Annotated in this window: 18 protein-coding genes; 6 read left to right on the top strand and 12 right to left on the bottom strand. The window is 47.0% G+C overall.

Going from position 1 to position 18,834, the window contains the following annotated elements:
• Window positions 1-45: 45 nt before the first annotated feature.
• From AC5JR3_RS12700 to AC5JR3_RS12715, 4 genes are all read right to left on the bottom strand, one after another.
• On the bottom strand, window positions 46-594 hold the full coding sequence (locus tag AC5JR3_RS12700) for a DUF6658 family protein (RefSeq protein WP_495846469.1): 549 nt from the start codon (window positions 592-594) through the stop codon (window positions 46-48).
• A 395-nt stretch (window positions 595-989) separates the two neighbouring features.
• The gene (locus AC5JR3_RS12705; protein ID WP_495846470.1) at window positions 990-1,118 is read right to left on the bottom strand and encodes a hypothetical protein; all 129 of its coding nucleotides are present in this window, start codon (window positions 1,116-1,118) and stop codon (window positions 990-992) included.
• Window positions 1,119-1,145: 27 nt separating this feature from the next.
• A complete protein-coding gene (locus AC5JR3_RS12710) occupies window positions 1,146-2,528 on the bottom strand; it encodes a Sll1247 family protein (RefSeq protein ID WP_495846472.1) in 1,383 nt (460 codons plus the stop codon).
• A 478-nt stretch (window positions 2,529-3,006) separates the two neighbouring features.
• Entirely contained in the window at window positions 3,007-3,978 is a 972-nt protein-coding gene (locus AC5JR3_RS12715; protein WP_495846474.1) for a M48 family metallopeptidase, read from the bottom strand.
• Between the two features lie 131 nt (window positions 3,979-4,109).
• Here AC5JR3_RS12715 and AC5JR3_RS12720 point away from each other — a divergent pair, with 131 nt between their 5' ends.
• A complete protein-coding gene (locus AC5JR3_RS12720) occupies window positions 4,110-4,265 on the top strand; it encodes a hypothetical protein (RefSeq protein ID WP_495846476.1) in 156 nt (51 codons plus the stop codon).
• Here the strand turns inward: AC5JR3_RS12720 and tsaB are convergent.
• The 6 genes from tsaB to AC5JR3_RS12750 form a co-directional block, all read right to left on the bottom strand.
• Window positions 4,262-4,909 (bottom strand): tRNA (adenosine(37)-N6)-threonylcarbamoyltransferase complex dimerization subunit type 1 TsaB, encoded by a 648-nt coding sequence (tsaB, locus tag AC5JR3_RS12725; RefSeq protein WP_495846478.1) that lies wholly within the window; start codon window positions 4,907-4,909, stop codon window positions 4,262-4,264. The genes AC5JR3_RS12720 and tsaB overlap by 4 nt on opposite strands.
• On the bottom strand, window positions 4,909-6,741 hold the full coding sequence (locus AC5JR3_RS12730) for a protein kinase domain-containing protein (RefSeq protein WP_495846480.1): 1,833 nt from the start codon (window positions 6,739-6,741) through the stop codon (window positions 4,909-4,911). Before AC5JR3_RS12730 ends, tsaB begins: the two co-directional genes overlap by 1 nt.
• Window positions 6,742-6,872: 131 nt before the next feature.
• The gene (locus AC5JR3_RS12735; protein WP_495846482.1) at window positions 6,873-7,421 is read right to left on the bottom strand and encodes an Npun_F5560 family protein; all 549 of its coding nucleotides are present in this window, start codon (window positions 7,419-7,421) and stop codon (window positions 6,873-6,875) included.
• Between the two features lie 278 nt (window positions 7,422-7,699).
• A complete protein-coding gene (locus tag AC5JR3_RS12740) occupies window positions 7,700-8,743 on the bottom strand; it encodes an AI-2E family transporter (protein WP_495846484.1) in 1,044 nt (347 codons plus the stop codon).
• A gap of 55 nt (window positions 8,744-8,798) precedes the next feature.
• Window positions 8,799-10,895, bottom strand: a complete 2,097-nt coding sequence (locus AC5JR3_RS12745) for a cation:proton antiporter domain-containing protein (RefSeq protein ID WP_495846486.1) — start codon at window positions 10,893-10,895, stop codon at window positions 8,799-8,801.
• A 166-nt stretch (window positions 10,896-11,061) separates the two neighbouring features.
• Entirely contained in the window at window positions 11,062-11,187 is a 126-nt protein-coding gene (locus AC5JR3_RS12750; RefSeq protein ID WP_495846488.1) for a hypothetical protein, read from the bottom strand.
• Window positions 11,188-11,252: 65 nt separating this feature from the next.
• Here AC5JR3_RS12750 and AC5JR3_RS12755 point away from each other — a divergent pair, with 65 nt between their 5' ends.
• From AC5JR3_RS12755 to AC5JR3_RS12775, 5 genes are all read left to right on the top strand, one after another.
• The gene (locus AC5JR3_RS12755; protein ID WP_495846490.1) at window positions 11,253-11,750 is read left to right on the top strand and encodes an HNH endonuclease; all 498 of its coding nucleotides are present in this window, start codon (window positions 11,253-11,255) and stop codon (window positions 11,748-11,750) included.
• Window positions 11,751-12,107: 357 nt separating this feature from the next.
• Complete coding sequence (locus AC5JR3_RS12760) at window positions 12,108-13,364, top strand: DHH family phosphoesterase (protein WP_495846492.1); 1,257 nt, start codon at window positions 12,108-12,110, stop codon at window positions 13,362-13,364.
• Window positions 13,365-13,532: 168 nt separating this feature from the next.
• On the top strand, window positions 13,533-14,033 hold the full coding sequence (gene sixA / locus AC5JR3_RS12765; protein ID WP_495846494.1) for a phosphohistidine phosphatase SixA: 501 nt from the start codon (window positions 13,533-13,535) through the stop codon (window positions 14,031-14,033).
• A gap of 308 nt (window positions 14,034-14,341) precedes the next feature.
• Window positions 14,342-15,481, top strand: coding sequence for a citrate synthase (locus AC5JR3_RS12770; RefSeq protein WP_495846496.1), 1,140 nt, complete (start codon window positions 14,342-14,344; stop codon window positions 15,479-15,481).
• 100 nt (window positions 15,482-15,581) lie between these two features.
• Window positions 15,582-17,804 (top strand): amino acid permease, encoded by a 2,223-nt coding sequence (locus AC5JR3_RS12775; protein ID WP_495846498.1) that lies wholly within the window; start codon window positions 15,582-15,584, stop codon window positions 17,802-17,804.
• A 34-nt stretch (window positions 17,805-17,838) separates the two neighbouring features.
• Here AC5JR3_RS12775 and AC5JR3_RS12780 read toward each other — a convergent pair whose 3' ends face one another.
• Window positions 17,839-18,189, bottom strand: coding sequence for a type II toxin-antitoxin system PemK/MazF family toxin (locus tag AC5JR3_RS12780; RefSeq protein WP_495846500.1), 351 nt, complete (start codon window positions 18,187-18,189; stop codon window positions 17,839-17,841).
• Window positions 18,186-18,461: a DUF8778 family protein gene (locus AC5JR3_RS12785; protein WP_495846502.1), complete on the bottom strand. Its 276-nt coding sequence runs from the start codon at window positions 18,459-18,461 to the stop codon at window positions 18,186-18,188. The genes AC5JR3_RS12780 and AC5JR3_RS12785 overlap by 4 nt, the downstream gene beginning before the upstream one ends.
• Between the last annotated feature and the right edge of the window lie 373 nt (window positions 18,462-18,834).

Below are 18,834 nucleotides of genomic sequence, written 5' to 3' on the forward strand. Positions count from 1 at the left end.
AATCGCTTTAACTAAAATTCAGCATTAGAAAGCGTTTTCAATCCATTAACGCACAGCCGGATTAATCTGAGCTTCCGGTCGTTGTGAAGCTTCGTCTGCTTTTTCTTTCAAGAAAGCAGAAGCCTCTTGTACCGCTTCGGTTGACCGTTCTAAAATGTTGGCGTTAGGGTCACTGCGGTCAACGACAGGTTCACGCACCGCTGGTATTGCCGGCTTTTCTAGAATTGAAGTTGCCTTGTCTTTCCCGACGACTGGAAACTGACGATTGGGCGCTGGCGCTTTCGATGCTGGATAAATCAACTCGCTATCAGCACGATTATCGGCAAGCAATGACTGAGATGTATTTGGCAAAGCCGCTTGGTTTTTACGGCTGACCTTGGGGTCGGGGGACTGTTTATAATTGGTATAACCGTCTCCACCAACTTTATGAGGATTGTTTTGACCTCCAGCTTGGACGGGAGGATTGCCAGGACGTGCGCCTTGGACATTACCGCTATTACAAGCCGTGCTAACGAAAAGTACAAATACGGCTAAAAACACAGTCACTACCCGACTGAGTTGTAGTTGTTTCAAGAAATTCTTTATTGTTTCCATCAATACTCCTTCCCACTTCAATTGCAGGGAATGGTGAACATGGAAGGCTAACTGCTACGTCACAACGTTAATAGATGCGAACACCTGATGCTGCTGGCGTTTATCAAAGCAGCGTCTCTACAGCCAGAACTAAATCTTAGTCTGACGGTAGTTCGCGTTGTATGGGTTTTGTAGTTGTGTCCCTTCCGATAACGCTTGTCAAGCATACCGAGGCTGAAACCAATGTCACCTCTAGCAAAGGTGACATTCTAAAGACGATGCACAAATCATGATTCTCTAACTGTAGAGAGAGTGACACTTTTCCTAGGGTTTGCAGGTCATTTTGTAGCGGTAACAACCTCGAAGGAAAGCTGGTCTATTAGTTAGTACTCGGTTGAGCAAATATCTTTACTTAACTATAAATCAATCTTAATCTGACGCCATGGGAAAATAGGCGCGATCGCACTCCTGAGGCTCTCCTCTTCTAAGCTTGCTAGCCCCAAATATCTGTTCCCCGTAATCATGGGTCTAGTGGCGATCGCCATCTTCGCTAAAGTGTATGTCAGCTTACCTTACTTTTCCGTATCTTCAGAGTCTAATTGGTAATCTAAGGTATCTTCCATATCTTCCAAACTCACCGTGTATCTAAGTTGGGAAAAAACCCGATAAGCATCCCAAGCGGTATCTGAGTCATCTTCAAGCACTTGCAGATCAGGCGTCTGTAGATCCATCTTGATCAAGTTGTACTGCACATTGTCTGCGTAAATCGCAAAAGTGATATTAAATATTTCAAAAAAATTCACTACCCATTTACACTCTTCCTCTGGATATTTCATATAGTACTGAATCAAGTCTGCAATACAAATTTCTAAATGAGTACGAGCATTAGGGCAGATCAAGATCACCTTCAACAGTACAATCACCAAGGTTAGGGGATTTCCTTGGTACATTAGCAAGATAAATAAAGACGAAGGATCTTGCCGATTTTCTATAGTTAGAGATTCGATAACGCGATTACAAGTTCTTAACAAAAGAGCGTCATTAAGAGTCTCTTCGTGGTAAATCTCATAAAGATTTTGCAGCTTTTCGGAAAGTTGTTGATTTAAAACTTCAACATTCTCTTTATGAGCCACTGAAAAAATCAAATATCTCTGTAAGCAAAATTTAAAATGCTTATAACTAACTTGATAGACTTGTTTCAAAAAAATATTGGCTAAATTAGCATAACTAAACGAACCCCGTTTAGCTACAATCCTTTTGATAAACTGCAAAACACTATCCCCAAGAGCCGTTGGGTTTTTTGGCACTTGGCTTTGATGAACCGCCGACTGCGAACGAGCAGTATACATCGCCAGTTCAAACTTAAACTGGTCTTTTAGCTTTTTGGAGAGCGCTCTTGCTGCTTCTCGCTGTTCTGCCGAGTTATTGTGGTCGGTATACTGAGGGACTAATAAGTAAGACGTGTAGCGGCTACTCCAATGAGTTTGATCGTGTTTAGCGACAAATAGTTTGAGTTCCTGAAAGTCTTGGCTTTCAACAAAGTTGTATAACCAATGCCTCAGGCGATTGATTGTTAGAGAAAGTGATTTTTTCTTAATTTTTTCTTCTGGAAAAAGCTTAACTAGGTCTTTAATTTTATCGTGACTTCTAGATGTCTCCCAGTTATTAATTAAAATATAGCAAGACCGCTTGAGGACATTTCTAAACTCCTCTTCATCATTAACAAAAAGTATCTCTGCCAAATACTGGATTACTTCTAAATTGCCAGCATGAGATTCATAGGTAATAAATAGATACTTAAACTCCAATAAAACGGTTTCTGGTGGCTCTTTACGAACTAGATTTAAGAGGAATTGGTAGATCATCTCCTGACCCTGCTGCGTAGAGCGCCCCGGCTGATTTAGATTGACGCGCGGCGTTGTCTGATGACCTTCTGATAAAATGTCCCTGCTCATGAGCATCCTTAGGAGGATTTTGTCCCTGCTTAAAGTATGGAAGAAAGCTGAGTGCACCCTGTGTCAATGCTGATAACCGCTTACATCGTAAACTTGATAGCTCAAAATGAAGTTTAAAACAGCATAGACTAATCATCAGAATTTTCAAAAAAGTCTCTTGGGTATGTAAGTAGCGGGTCTCCTTTTATCTAGTGGCGGGGAAGTACATTAGTGAGTAACAGCGAGCAACCAGTTGGCGCTGTCAACCCCAGGGCTAGGCTCTGTCAGACACATCAAGTTTAACTACAAACCAAAGAGCTAAAATTTCTGAATCTAGAATTAGACAACTGTCTCCCAATCAATTGTGGATAGTTTAACGTCAATTCTGCTGGTGGCAGAATTGGTTTGCTCTTCCTATCTCTCTATTTTCCATCAGTTTTAACGATAGCTTAGCAACCGAAAGCAATATAACTCTTCGAGAGGCTCTGTTATGCATCAACTATGACTTTTGCGATCGCGACTTGATTTGGTCAATTTCTTGTTGTAGCGTCTCGATTTGCTGCCGCAGCGTCTCAGCTTCACCATCCGATGAGGCTGTGTTTACCTCAACTGCACCTTTGGCTGTTTCCTTCTGGTAGTTTCCTTGGCGAATCTGATGATATTCTGCTGAGGCTGCCCACTCCTGCAAGTAGCGCAGGCGTTCCACTGGAAAAGGATGGCTGAGGAGGGCACCATTGCCCCCGTTATAGAGTAAGAATTTATAAACTTGATTCAAACCATCTTGATCGAGTTCTTGATAACGTTCGGATTGACGGATGAACTCATTGAGACTGCACTCGTGACCATATTTGGCGCTACCTCCGGAAATTTTCATCATCGTCTGCATCACAAGATTGAGGTCATCTGTCACCAGTAAGGCGGCGCGATCGGAGGAGAGTTCTGCTTTGCGACGCCATTCATAGAAGGCGTAAATTAAACCACTACTGATAAGATTGCCCAACCCAAACGTCATTTCCCCCAGCATTGATGCGGCGTTCATCGCCCAAATACCCATCTGAATTAAGATAGTATGACCGCATTTAATATGTCCCAGTTCATGGGCAAAAACTGTGCGAATTTCTGCTTCGCTGAGCAAGTCTAATAACCCTGTATTCACGACGACATAGGGATGGTCTTGCCCCAAAGCATAGCTATTGACCTCCGGGTTTTGACTAACAAATAAAGCGGGTTCAGGTGAGATATCTAAATCCTTGACAGATTCTCGAAACAAACCATAAATTGTCGCATATTGACGAGGGCCAGCCTGGATGCTGTTGCCCATGAGATAGACAAATTGGGGACGTTCGTAGATGAATTCTACAAATCTACGGGCAACTAAGTCAAAGCCAGGGACACTACGTAGCGAAGCTTCGGCTTGACGATCGAGGGGATGTCTAAAGGCTTCGCACTTGATTCCGGTGTAAGTTGGCATTTTAGTAGTTTTAGAGCAAGACGGCGGGTAGATACGCGGAAATTTTATCTAAGTTAAAGCTAACACTGGTGGCGGGGGTTGTTTGCGGTCTAAAAGGGATAAGTGTTGTCGTACCTTGATAGCCTGTAGTAATGGTAAGAACCAATGTATTTGTTTGGGAAAAAACAGTCTTCTTGTCTCAAGCGATCGCAAAACCTAGCTGGGAAACCGACGATAACCTCGTTTTAGAAGTATCAGTAGCCGTTACCTGTTTAAAAAACGCGATCGCATTTCCTCCTCAACTCTAGCCGACAGATTTCTCCTCTACCGGATGTTGCCCATAAAACGGCAACGCCTCTGACCAGTGGGGGCGCTGTCCCTGTTGCCAATCTAGATAAGCAAGAGACAGCACACTTGTTACATTCCCCAAATCCCCAGGAACATCAACTAACTGATAATGCCTCTCCATCGCCTCCAGCTCTTGCTGCCAAGTATCCGGAGTCATCACTGTCTCTGAGAGCAACGGACTCAATCCACAATCGACAGGTTGATAAATCGCCACAAAGAGCTGACCGCGACGGGCATCCATTTGTAGAGCAATGGGAGTTTTGAGGGCAGATTGAGATTTGCCTTGTTCTGACCACGCGACAGCCGCTAGTGTCGAAATAGGAAATAGAGGGATATCGAGCTGCTGTGCCAGAGTGCGGGCAGTAACGACGCCGATGCGAGTGCCTGTAAAGCTTCCTGGCCCCTTAGCAACGGCAATAAAGGATAAATCTGCCCAAGTCTGAGGAATCAGAAACTCAGCAAGATATTGGTGTAAGTGCGTGGATAAATCCCGCCCTAAGTCCCAGGTGGCAGAGCGATCGCTACCCGCAAAATTGCTCAGAGCCAAGCCAAGCTGGGGGCTGGTGGTGTGGAGAGCCAAACCGTATTTTGAAGGGTTTTGCATTATTCAAACTGCCAAATTTTGATTGTCTGATCTTGAGAGCCACTGGCAAGCAGGGAACCATCCGGACTAATGGCAACGCTAGTTAACCCGGCTGTATGTCCAGTGAGGGTGTAAAGCAGTTCCTGACTACCGGGATGCCAAAGTTTGAGGGTATTGTCGGCGCTACCGCTAATCAGGAGGCTACCTTGAGCGCTAATAGCAACAGAACGAACCGCCTCAGTATGTCCTGTCAGTGTCGTCAACAACTGGCTACTATTCAAGTGCCAAAGTTTGATCGTTTTATCCCCACTACCACTAATGAGCAGTTGTCCACCGGGACTAAATACCAGCGAGTTTACAGTATCGGCATGTCCACACAGAGTTGCTTGTACCTCGCCTGTGGTCAAGTTCCAAATTTTGATGGTTTTATCGGCGCTACCACTGGCAAGTAATGTCCCATCTGGGTTAATGGTAACGGTGTGAATGGCACTGTCATGTCCCTCAAGGGTTGCCTTAACTTCGCCTGTAGACAAATCCCAAATTTTGATGGTTTTATCCGCACTACCACTGGCAAGTAATGTCCCATCCGGGCTAATGACTAGGGAGTGAATCCAACCGGAATGCCCGTAGAGGGTGCGACGTAATGCCAGGGTGTCTACCCGCCAGAATTTAATCGTGTGATCCCAGCTACCGCTCACCAGGAACTGACCATCTGGGCTGAAAGCAACAGCAGCAACTAAGCTGGAATGACCTGCAAAGGTGCAAGGCGTAAGGGTGCTATTGAGGGAGCGAAGTTTGACCGTTCGGTCGGCACTGGCACTGGCAAGGCTTTGTCCATCTGGGCTAAAGGTGACGGCGTGAATCGAGCTGAGATGACCTGTAAGCGTGCGTAGGCAGTGCCAGGTAGGAATAATAGATTTGGGTGCTGGGGTCGGGTTTACGACCGTTGAGGCAGGCATACCTTGGGGGTTGAGGTCGTTGAGGATTGCCTGGGCGGATTGGTAACGCTGGCTAGCCGCATCTGCCAGCATTTTGTTCAAGATTGCAGTCAATTCATTACTTACCGGATTAATTAAGTAGTCTTGCCACACCCAAATTCCTTCCAGGCTGTTGAATAAGTCGAAGGGATGGATGTGAGTCAGGAGGTGAATGCAGGTGACGCCTAAGCTGTACAAATCACTGGCGGGAAAAGCTTTGCCTCGGAGTTGTTCGGGTGCGGCGTAGGCAGCAGAACCAATTGTGGTTCCGGTTCTTGCCAGGGCAGTTTTGGTGGTAAATTTTGCTGCACCAAAATCTACCAGCACGAGTTGATCCTCTTTGTCGGAACGAATGATATTTTCGGGATTGATATCCCGATGAATCACGCCTTGAGCGTGGACAAATTCTAGAACTGCTGCCAGTTCGTTGAGGATTTGCCGAATTTGAGTTTCGCTCAATGCTCCTTCGGCTTGTAGTTTCTGCGCTAAACTCTCTCCCTCAATCAAGCTTTGCACCAAAGTCGGTGCGCTGCCATTTCCTAACAGGCTGTCAGGTTCAAAATATGCCAGGAGTTCGGGAATCTGAGGGTGTTGTCCCAATTGCAGGCAGGCGGCAGCTTGACGAGATAACTTGGCGGCTTCCTCAACGTTGTCGGTGCCTTGGTTTTTGGGGGGCAATTGCTTAATGACGCAACGGGGTTTAGCTGCCTTCTGCTCGTCTACCCCTAAGAAGGTGCGACCGATACCTCCCTGGCTCATAGGTTGCAAAGCCCGGTAGCGATCGCCCAACAATAGCCTCGCTCCACAAGTTAAGCAAAACCTGGCATTGCTAGGATTTTGAGGCTTCTGGCAACGCAGGTTGAGGCAGTAACTCATAGCTGAGGTTGTACCTGCTTACTTGATGATCTCCACGTCGCGACACGTTGAGGGTACCTATCTTTCGCTTTGTTGCCGATGAAGCCGAAATTAATTTGTCTGTTTCCCTAGTTTCGGTATCGACAACAACTTTAGACATGCCCAAAGGTGGGGATTGGCCCTGTCATGGGGCGAGCGAAACTCGGCAAATCAACACGACTCACATTGCGGCTTCTGACGGCGAGGCGATAGCTGACGCTTTGCAGTTCGGCATGGAGTTGACGGTTTTCCCGTTGCAGCATTGCTACTTTTTCCCGTACAGGTGCCATCCGTTCGGCGAACTTCTGACGGTAAATTTGGGGCAACTCTTGAACTACTTGCTCTAGCATCCGCGAGCGATCGCTTAACTCCTGAACAGACTGCCGCAACTGATAAATCTCGCCATCGCGGCTAGCAATCTGCTCTTGATAAAACGTTACCTGCTGCTCAACCTCTTGCAGTTGCTCGCGCAGGACACGCATCTCAGTCAGATGACGTTCAGACGCTTCCGCCTTGGGCATAAAGGTAGCATTACCCTTAACTAGCCGGAATAGTTCTTGTGATAGCTGCTGGACTAACTGGTCTCGCATCTGTAACTCTTCCCGCAGACGAGAAACTTCGGCTTGAACCGTTTTTGGGGTTGGGGTTTCAGTCTGGCTCACGATGGCTTACGGCTCCAATAAGATAGTGTTCCCAAAGTTTTAAGGGCGACAGGCAGCATTGAGTCGCACTTTACATTTCTAATGCCGCTAATTTACCATCTGTCAGGGGAAAATGGCACATGAAGGAATGGGAATGTGGGGAGAGGAGGAGCGGGGGTGCAGGGGTGCAGGGGTGCAGGGGAGAGGAAAAGAACCAATAACCGAATTCATCCTTCATACTTCACACTTCATACTTTCTCCCCTACTCAGGACTCAGGACTCAGGACTCAGGACTTTCTTCAACCGTCCTCTCCTGACTGCATTTCATCAATTTCAAATAAACTAATTAAAACTCCAGCAATCGGAATCGCTAGAAAGATACCAAACAGTCCCGCAAGTTTTGCACCGACTAATAAAGCAAAAAACATCACCACGGGATTAAGATTTATTGAGTCTTGCATAATGCGTGGCATCAACAAGTTTTCTTCGACTTGCTGTAACAAAATACAGCTAATTAACACTTGAATACTTAACCAAATTCCTTGAGGTAGCAAAGTAAAAGCAATAATAGTAATTCCAATTGTGGCTCCAATTCCCGGAACTAAATCAAAAACCCCTCCGACTGCGGCTAAAATCACGGGATAGGGAACTTGCAAAAATAGAAAGACGATAAAAGTAGATACCCCGAAAAATGTTGAAAGAATCAGCCGTCCCCAAAAAAAGCCTAAAAAGTTACGCTGGATCGTTTCGGTGATTTTGCCGCGAAATTGTCTGGGAAAAATTCTTAGCAGCAAATTCCAAAGACGTTGTCCATCTAGGAGCATAAAGAAAGCAACAACGGCAATCAAAATCAAATCTACTAAGTTTGTTAGTATCTGCTGTATGGCAGTTAATCCTAACCCAATTCCTAATAAAGCTTGCTCCCGGAGTTGCTCTTCTATCGCTCCTAAATCTAATTGCAAATTCCAGCGACCTAAAATGTTTTCTATCCTTTGTATTTGAACAATTACAAAATCCAACAATTCTGGATCTTGACTAAGTAGTTGTTGTGCTTGAGACAAAATTGCTACCCCGATTGTCAAGGTCAGACTAGCAAGAATTAAAAGACTAAGAAGAAAAACAATAATAACGGCGGCGCTACGAGGTAAAAAACGCCGCAGCCAGCCTACAGGGTAATTGAGTAAAAAAGCTAGGATGGCGGCAGAGGTAAAGACGATAATTACTGTTTCAAAGTAGGCTAAAACTTGTAGGCTTGCCCAACCCAAAGCAAATAAGAGCAAGTAGCGAACTAATCGGCTATTGTTTAACATTTCTAAAATGGTTCTTCTCGGAAGTTCGCTCATGTAATCTTTTTTGCCTTGTAGCGGATTTTAAAACCGCCTTACCTGAAGCCTCAGTTTAGGAGGTTTTCGCCTCTAAAGCTTTGTTAGGGAAGTAGATAACAATCATAGAAATCTCGGTGTGGCTGCGAGCGATCGCTTCTGGTTCGCTACCCAAGGCAGGAAAACCCGGTATATCAGGATGGGTTCCAGTCGTTAAAATCAGTAAATCATCCGTGGTCAGGCTCTTAGACACCTTATTGACAAAATTGCCTCGTACCCGCTCAATGGGAACATCTGACTTTAACCCCACAGATTCAACATTCAGGGGAGTACTTCTAGCATTGGTCATTACCTGCAACAATTGCAGCGATGCCTTGAGTTCATTCGCCAAGATTTGGGCAAGAGTTACCGTTTGCCCAAAGGAACCAGATTTCGTTTCTGTCTCTGTGAAAGCTAAAAATACTCGGTTCGTATTCTCAATCGGTTGAGGAAAGCGGGAGATTAAGACAGGAACAGTCGCTTGTCGCGTTACCTTATCAATCACACTGCCAAAGAAGTTGTCTCGATAGGTAGAGTATCCCTTCCAGCCACAAACAATCAAATCAGCGTTCCGCTCTTGGGCAACTCGGACAATCCCCTTAGCAATGGAGCTATCCACGCGTCCAATCGGTTCAACAGCGGTGACAGCCGCATGAGCAACGGTTTCGGCGGCGGCAAGAAGCTGGGCTTGCTGGGTCTTTGCTTCTGGGGGAATCGCCCCATTTCTATCAGATAAAACATGCAGGGGGAGCAGCGTCCCGTTTGACTGTTTCGCCAAAATCAGTGCTAGTTGTAGGAGATTATCTTCTGTGTTGGGGTTGGCAACAGGAACTAAGATGCGTAGGCTTTTATCTAGGCTTTCACCAGATTGTTGTTTCCCACTCGTGGCTGGCTTTGCCACCTCTGACTTAATATCCCGTCCCCAACGTTCAGTAATCCAAGGTGAAGCAATACAGGTAAATAAAATCATGGCAATAATGCCATTGACTGTGGCTTGATCGACTAATTCGATGCGAAACGCCACTGTAATCGCGGCTAGGGTAGAAGCGGCTTGCGCCATAGAAAGACCAAACATCACCATGATGCTAGGAAACTGAAAGTTAAACAGTTTTCCTGAACCCCAAGCTGCGGCGTACTTACTAATGATTTCTGCAACAATCATGACGCCAGCAACGAGAAGCGATCGCGGTTCGCTCAGTAAAATCAGCGGGTCAATCAACATCCCTACCGAAATCAGAAAAAATGGCACAAACAAAGTATTGCCAATAAACTGAATCCGATTCATCAAGGGGCTGAGTTGAGGAATCAGTTGTGTAATCGCAATTCCTGCCAAAAATGCGCCAATGATCGGCTCAATTTCGATTACCCCCGCGCCATAAGACACCACAAATAATGTGGCAACAACAAAGGTAAACTCTGCACCCTCATCATGACCGAAGCGTCGAAAAAACCAGCGCCCGACTTTAGGAACTCCCCACAGCGTTACAAAGGTATACACGATTAAGGAAGGAATCAGGGTGAACCAAAAGCCAAGGGTGAGACTGCCTTCGTGCGCTTTCACTACAACAGCCAGGACGAGTAGGGCTAAGACATTAGTAATTAACGTTGCCCCCAAGGTGGCTGTCACCGCCTGCGATCGCATAATTCCTAACTTGCTTAAGATGGGCAACGCCAGTAGGGTGTGGGAGGCAAAACAAGACGCTACTAAGACGGCGGCGAGGAGGTTGTAGCCTAGCAGCATCATGGCAGCAGTTCCTATCGCCATGGGCAAGGCAAATGTGGCTAACCCAAAGACGGCGGCTTTATCGCCGTTGTATTTCAGGTCATCTAGACTCGTTTCTAGTCCCGCCATGAACATGAGAAACAACAGTCCTACTGTTCCGAGTAGAACAATGGTGCTGTCTCGTTCTAAAACGCCGAGTCCAGAAGGCCCGACAACTACCCCTGCCAAAATCAAACCGACAATGCCAGGTAGCCTTAACCGCTGAAATACTAGCGGGGCGACCAGCATAATCGCCATGATGACCAGAAATACTAAAACTGGGTCAGTGATTGGCTCAGAGAAGATTGAAAGACCCAGAACATTAGGAAGCGATCGCTGCCAGTTTTCGAGTTGGTGCAAAATACTTTCCATAGAGTTTCTAAACTATTGTTTTTTGGAAAAACTCTGTCAGCTATAGCAAGTTAGATTTGTGTTTATATCTAAAGACAGATTTCCTTTCCCAAAATTAATGTGATAGCAGAGGAAACTCGCACAGCCTAACCCTTGCCAATTAAATACGGCTTAATGACGGCGGGTATTACAAAGCCGCAGCAACAGTGACAGGAAGCGAATAATTGTGGCGATCGCAACTGCCCAAATACCCAACCGCAGACATAACTAGCTGGCAAATTGACTTGGCTTCCTCAACATCCAAATCGCTCATTTCAGCCGCATCAAACTCAGCTGTGCTACCATCTGAAAAAATCTTTATATATCACTTGCGATCCAATGAGCAAGGTTCTGGTGTTAAACGCCTCCTTCGAACCGCTCAACATCACCAACTGGCGACGGGCGGTTGTTTTGTTGATCAAAGGTAAAGCCGAACAAGTTGAACATAACGGCTTATACGTTTACTCGGAGTTTCCACTCCCAACGGTAATTCGGCTACGTTACTATGTCCGCGTTCCCTATAAAGAAATTCCCCTAACGCGCCGTAATATCCTCCATCGAGATAGTCATACCTGTCAATACTGCGGTTACACGGGGGACGACTTAACCCTAGACCACGTTATTCCCCGTTCCCGTCATGGAGGTGATTCCTGGGAAAACATTGTCACAGCTTGTGTCCGTTGCAATGTCAAGAAAGGCAACCGAACTCCTAAAGAAGCCAACATGATATTGCGGCATCAACCTCGCCGACCCTACAGTAGTCTCCATTTTGAAGTGGCTAAACACGTCAAAGGTGGTTTACATCAAGAGTGGCGAAAGTATGTAATTGGTCTTTAATTACCCCTGTCTAACCTAAAAAGCACAGTTTTTTTATAGTTCCTCTAAAAGAGGTTGTTGGGTAAAACGCGGCTCCTGACGGGGGGACATTTTTAGGGGAGTCCGCAGGTTGAACCAAACGCCGACTTGACATCAGTTCTGTTTTCCGAGCCAGCCTTGTCTCATTTCCCTACTCGGAGTTACGCATTTAGATTGATATCGTAAAACACAACGGCTAAATGCTTCCTAGATTACTGTTATTTTGTCAAGATAGTAGTGGACTGATTATAGATCCAGATTATTCATAGCTGCTTCAAAAAAACAGCCACCCTGACTGCACTGGCGAAGTTACTATTATCTTGCACTTTTTTACCCAACATGTCATCGAATTCTCTCAAGTCTCCTAAACAAGATTCTAAACTCACCGCGTCGCCTCCAGAGCCGACGCTCCGTGAATCTAAAGAGAAAGAATCTACTACAGCCAGCAGCAGTAACTCCCGTCAGAAACGGTGGTTAGAAGCCTCTTCAGAGCCGAAAGTTTCGGAGCTACGCAATATCTTAGAGCTGCACCGCTCTGAACGGCAACTCATTGTTATTCAGGATTTCCCAGACCCTGATGCGCTCTCCAGTGCTTGGGCGTACCAACTGATTGCCCAACAACACAATATCCAAACAGATATCGTGTATGCGGGTACTCTGAGCCATCAGGAAAATGTTGCCCTAGTCAAGTTGACCGGTTTACCTGCAAAACGCTGGGGTGTGCAGACCTTAAAAGACCGGGATTGGTCTACTTATCAAGGTTGTGTTCTGATTGATAATCAGGGAACCACGAGCCAACTCTTACCTTGGATAAAGCAAGCGGGTCTGCCGATTACCGTCATCATCGACCACCACAAAATGCAGGAAGATTTAAACGCGGAATTTATCGACCTGCGACCTCAGACGGGTTCCACAGCCACCCTGATGGCGCAGTACTTGCAGGGGGGGTTACTGAAGCTAGACGGTAACGACAGCGACCACATCAAGTGTGCGACGGCTCTGATGCATGGTCTGCGCTCGGATACCAATCGACTCATGCAGGCGCAGGAAGAAGACTTTATGGCGGCGGCGTATCTGAGTCGCTTCTACGATGTCCAATTATTGAATGCGGTGCTACAGACAGCACGGTCTAAACGTGTGATGGATGTAATTGAGCGATCGCTAAAAAACCGCCTCCTCCAAAACAACTTCTCCATCGCTGGTGTCGGCTACCTCCGCTACGATGACCGAGATGCTATCCCCCAAGCGGCTGACTTTCTGGTGACTGAAGAGAATGTTCACACAGCCGTTGTTTATGGGATTGTACACGACGAGGATGAAGACTTAGAGGTGGTGATTGGCTCTTTGAGAACTAATAAACTCACCCTTGATCCAGACGAGTTCATCAAAGAAGCTTTCGGTCAAGATAGCCACGGACGCTTCTTTGGAGGTGGGCGCATGACGGCGGGTGGTTTTGAAATCCCCATGGGCTTCTTAGGCGGCTTTAATGAAAGTGCTGAGTATACCAAGATGAAATGGGAAGTGTTTGACATCCAACTCAAGCAAAAACTTCTGCGTTTGATTAGCCCAGAAGATACTGTGATTCATACAGATTAGGGACTGTGAGAAGTTTTTGGCTGTTAGTTGTTAGCGAAAAAAGGTTTTGGCGATCGCGAGTAACTAACAACCCATGAGGAAGTAGAGAGCAAAAGGGAGAGACCGCCTAGTTGCCAAATGTCACCTCCTCGCCCAACACTGAGAACTCATAAGCTGAGAACTTCGATCATGGAACTTTACCTAATTCGCCACGGAATTGCTGTGGAGCGAGACGCCTGTATTAGTGATGAAGACCGCCCCCTGACTGATAAGGGGCGTCAGAAAACTGACAAGGTAGCCAAACGTCTGCGGGATATGGGATTGCGCTTCGACATGATTTTGGCATCCCCGCTAGTGCGATCGCGTCAAACCGCTGCTATCCTGAAAGCCGCTAACCTCAGCTCCCACATGCAAGAGTTTCCCCCCTTGGCTCCTGAGGGTAATATCCAAGACTGGATTAGCTGGCTAGAAACCCAACGACGTCAGGATGCCAGTAAAGTACAGTGTCTGGCTCTAGTTGGTCATCAACCTAACTTAGCAAACTGGGCAGAAACCTTAGTCTGGGGTCAGATCAAAGAAAAACTAGAGTTAAAAAAAGCCGGGGTCATTGGCTTACATCTACCGGATTCAGGAATGCCTATCGCCAAGAGCGAGTTGTTCTTACTCACTTCACCGAAATGGCTGATTTAGAGCAGGGAGCAGGGGAGCAGGGGTGCGGAGGAGCAGGGGAGCAGGGGTGCGGAGGAGTAGGGGAGAACCTCTTACCCTTCATACTTCATACTTCATACTTCATCCTTCATCCTTCACACTTCACACTTTCTCCCCTACTCAGCACTCAGGACTCAGCACTCTGCCTTCATCCTTCATAAAGCTTGACCATTTTTCACCATGCCCTGACAGTGTGGCGTCTTGTGAAAATGATTTTGGTAAAAGGGGCAACTCTTCAGTACTTTCTGGTAAGTTAGCCTGAGAAGGTTTAATGTCACGTTGTTAGCCACATGAACGTCTGCGAGTACAAGCCAGGTTTAGAAGGTATTCCCGCTGCCCAATCCAGTATCAGCTACGTTGATGGTAAGCAAGGCATACTGGAATATCGCGGCATTCGCATCGAAGAACTCGCAGTCAAAAGTACGTTTTTAGAAACTGCGTATCTCTTGATTTGGGGCGAACTGCCGAACAAAGAAGAACTAGAAACATTTGAAAACGAAATTCGCTATCATCGGCGGATTAAGTACCGCATTCGGGACATGATGAAATGTTTTCCCGAAACCGGGCATCCCATGGACGCTCTGCAAGCTTCAGCAGCGGCATTGGGTCTTTTTTACTCAAAACGAGCCTTAGATAACCCGGCTTATATCCGAGAAGCGGCGGTACGGTTGCTGGCGAAAATTCCCACGATGGTGGCAGCGTTTCAGCTGATGCGGAAGGGGAACGACGCGGTTAAACCGAATGATGAGTTGGACTATGCAGCTAACTTTTTGTATATGCTCAATGAGCGGGAACCCGATCCGCTGGCGGCTCGTATTTTCGATATTTGTTTGACGCTGCACGCCGAACACACGATTAACGCTTCAACCTTCTCCGCAATGGTTACGGCTTCGACATTGACTGACCCCTATGCGGTCGTCGCGTCGGCGGTGGGAACCCTTGCGGGGCCCTTGCATGGGGGAGCGAACGAGGAAGTGATCACGATGCTGGAAGAAATTGGCTCGGTGGAGAACGTTCGCCCTTACCTAGATCGGTGTTTTGAGGAAAAATCGAAAATTATGGGTTTTGGTCACCGTGTTTATAAGGTGAAAGACCCGCGAGCAACGATTTTGCAAGAACTTGCCGAACAGCTATTTGAGAAGTTTGGTCGTGACCAGTACTATGACATCGCCATTGAAATGGAACGGGTTGTTGAAGAACGACTGGGCGAAAAAGGTATTTATGCGAATGTAGACTTTTATTCAGGGCTGGTGTATCGGAAGCTGGGAATTCCGACTGACTTGTTTACTCCGGTATTTGCGATCGCTCGTGTGGCGGGTTGGCTGGCTCACTGGAAAGAGCAGTTGGGAGAAAATCGCATCTTCCGTCCTACTCAGATTTACCGTGGTCGTCGCGATGCCTCCTACACTCCAATTAAGGAACGAATGTAGAGCGTCGGGTGTATCTTCGAGGCGATCGCCTGATTCCTGTTAAAGGCGAACTACGCTTATTTCTAGAACAGGTTACTTGTTGTGGCAGTATTCTAGAAGCATGAAGTCACCTTTCCAACGCCAGCCGCCGTCTACAGAGCAAACCGTTCCTGCCAAATCTTCAGGACTAGGAACCTTCGGTGGAGTTTATACTCCGTCGCTTCTGACCATCCTCGGCGTGATTATGTATCTGCGCTTTGGGTGGGTGGTTGGTAATGTTGGCTTGATTGGCACGCTGATCATTGTCACTCTCGCCACCTCGATCACCTTTTTGACAGCACTTTCAATTAGCGCGATCGCTACTGATAGGGTTATACGAACGGGTGGAGCCTACTACATGATTAGCCGCTCCCTCGGCATTGAAACGGGAGGAGCGGTGGGGATTCCCCTCTACTTTGCCCAAGCCCTCTCCGTTGCCCTCTACACCATTGGCTTTGCCGAAAGTGTTGTTGCAGTCTTTGGAAACCTCAACCAGCTTTATGTAGCATTGGCTACTACTGTATTTGTTGCCATCCTAGCGCTGACTTCTGCCAGCTTGGCGATTCGCGCCCAGTACATCATCATGGCAGCGATCGTTCTCTCTTTAGTTTCACTACTGCTTGGGCAGCCGATAGAAAACACACAGATTGAGATGTGGGGGGCAGCCGATCGCCTCTCCGAACCTTTCTGGGTTGTCTTTGCCGTCTTTTTCCCCGCCGTGACGGGCATTATGGCAGGGGTAAATATGTCGGGTGACTTGCGCGACCCGATTCGCTCTATCCCTAAAGGGACGCTAGCCGCTGTAGGAACAGGATATATCATCTACATGGGTTTGCCCGTCATCCTAGCAATGAGAGCAGATGCAACAACGCTGATTGCAGAACCCCTGATTATGCAGCGGATAGCATTTTGGGGGCCGGCAATTCTCCTAGGAGTCTGGGGAGCAACCCTTAGTAGCGCCATTGGTAGTATTTTAGGGGCACCTCGCGTCTTACAGGCACTAGCGCGGGATGGAGTTTTGCCCCAGTGGTTGAGCTTTTTGGGTACAGGGAGTGGGCGAGACGACGAACCTCGCATTGGTACGGCTGTTACTTTGGTTGTGGCGACAGCGGCTGTTTACGTTGGCGAATTAAACTTGATCGCCCCCGTGCTGACGATGTTCTTTCTTACTACCTATCTGGTATTGAACCTCTCAGCAGCCATTGAAGGTTTTTTACAAAGTCCGTCTTTCCGTCCTTCCTTTCGCGTTCACTGGTCGTTATCCCTGTTAGGGGCGATTGGCTGCCTCGCTGTCATGTTTTTGATCAACGCTGTTGCCACAGTAGCAGCGGCGGTAATCATCCTAGGGATTTACTTTTGGCTACAACAACGGGAACTGCGAGCCACTTGGGGAGATACCCGGCGCGGTATGTGGCTGACGCTGATACGGACTGCCATATTTCAAATTGGTCATCAGCCGGATACGAAAAATTGGCGACCTCATATCCTCGTCCTTTCTGGGTCACCGACAAAGCGTTGGTCGTTGATTGAATTAGCCGATGCCCTGACCCACAATCGGGGACTAGTGACGGTGTCTAGCGTTCTCCCTAGCGGTTCGCGAGATATTGCCCAGCAAGCCAAACTTGAAGCAACAATTCGCGACTATCTCGACCGTCGAGGTGTGCAAGCGTTGGTGCGGTTGGTAACTGCCCCCGATCCGTTTGAGGGAGCAAAGCAACTGGTGGAAACTTATGGTCTTGGCCCCCTTGTGCCGAATACGATTTTGCTGGGAGATAGTGAGGAATCCTCGCGGCGCGATCGCTACTGTCAGATGATCAACCAGCTCCACCGCGCCAAGCGTAACGTAGTGATCCTGCGGGAAAATACCGCCAAGGGTTTTGGTTCGCGCCGACGCATTGATGTCTGGTGGGGTGGTGGTGTGCAAGCCAACGGTGGCTTGATGTTGCTTTTAGCCTATCTCCTACGCTCCGATATTGACTGGCGCAACGCTGAGATTTGCCTGAAATTAGTTGTTCCTAACGAAGCCGCTGCCCAAGCTGCACGGGCAAATGTTGAAGGTCTCGTCAAGCAGATACGCATTGGGGCATCTTCCCAAATCTTAGTGGCAGATGGACGTTCCTTTGATACTATTCTTCATGAATCATCCGAGAAAGCCGATCTCATTTTCCTCGGCATCGCTACACCAAAAGACAACTTCAGCGATTACTACGAAAACTTACAAGCACGCGCCGCCAATCTTCCCACAACCCTTCTGGTACTTGCCGCTCCTGATTTTGCCTTTGGAGAAGTACTGACGGATGTTTAAGAAAGTTTGCGTTTTGAATTTTTAGTTAGGTTTTTCAAACTTGACCTGGTAAATCCAAAGCAATCAACAAAGCTTGATTCAATAAATCCATTACTTCTTCACTTAGCATTCCTCGTAAACGCAATAAGCGAGTTTTGGATAATACCCGTACCTGATCTGCCATAGCGATAGAGTTGTTGGTTAATCCACCATCCGGAGCTTGAATTAGCGCCTGAGTTGGATAAACTCGTTTACCAGTTTGATAAGTAGTGCAGGGAATAGCCAAAACTACAGGACTATAGACATTGATTGCATCTCGACTAGCGATAATGACTGGACGGGTTCCCCCTTGTTCTGAACCCTCGACAGGTTCAAGTCGAGCATCATAAACTTCTCCCCGCTTCATGCTGGGGATTCTCCCAATTGCAAGGCTTCCCAACTGGCTACGGCAAACTCAGCCTCCATCTGTAGCACTTGAGCTTGATACTCTGGGTCTTGTGCCATTTCAGCTAGTGCTGCATCAATTTCTGTCCGTTTGAGTGCTTCCAGCTCATGTAGAAGTGCCTGCGCTACAAACTCATTGCGACTCTTAGCTTTTCCTTGGCTCACTGCTTTGTCAGCCGCAGCTAACAGTTTTGCAGGTAGAGTTATTGTCGTGCGGACAGTCTGATTTTTCATAGCTATCTTGATGCTTAGAATGATGTTGATAATGGCATCACCTTGAGCATAGCGTAAAAACCCTCATCAGTTAGGAAGCGATCGCTCCTCCTTCTGTGCCATACCAGCGATCGCCTTTGACAGTGCAGCAGCTTCAACATTACGGTTGATAAACTTGACTTGACCGGAGGTTAATGTTGATTCGCTACTGCCTGTTATTTTTCATTCCAATCTGGAAATTAAATAGCTGTGTTCTTACTAAGAGTGTAGAACCAGAAATCGTCGCCTCCAGTAATTCTGAACAACACTCAGAGTTAAGCGAACCACAAGTAAGTTCATCTAGTCAGGATGACCAGTGTTTTAATCATCAAAGACTTCTCTAGGAAATATCACT

The organism is Kastovskya adunca (assembly GCF_059505785.1).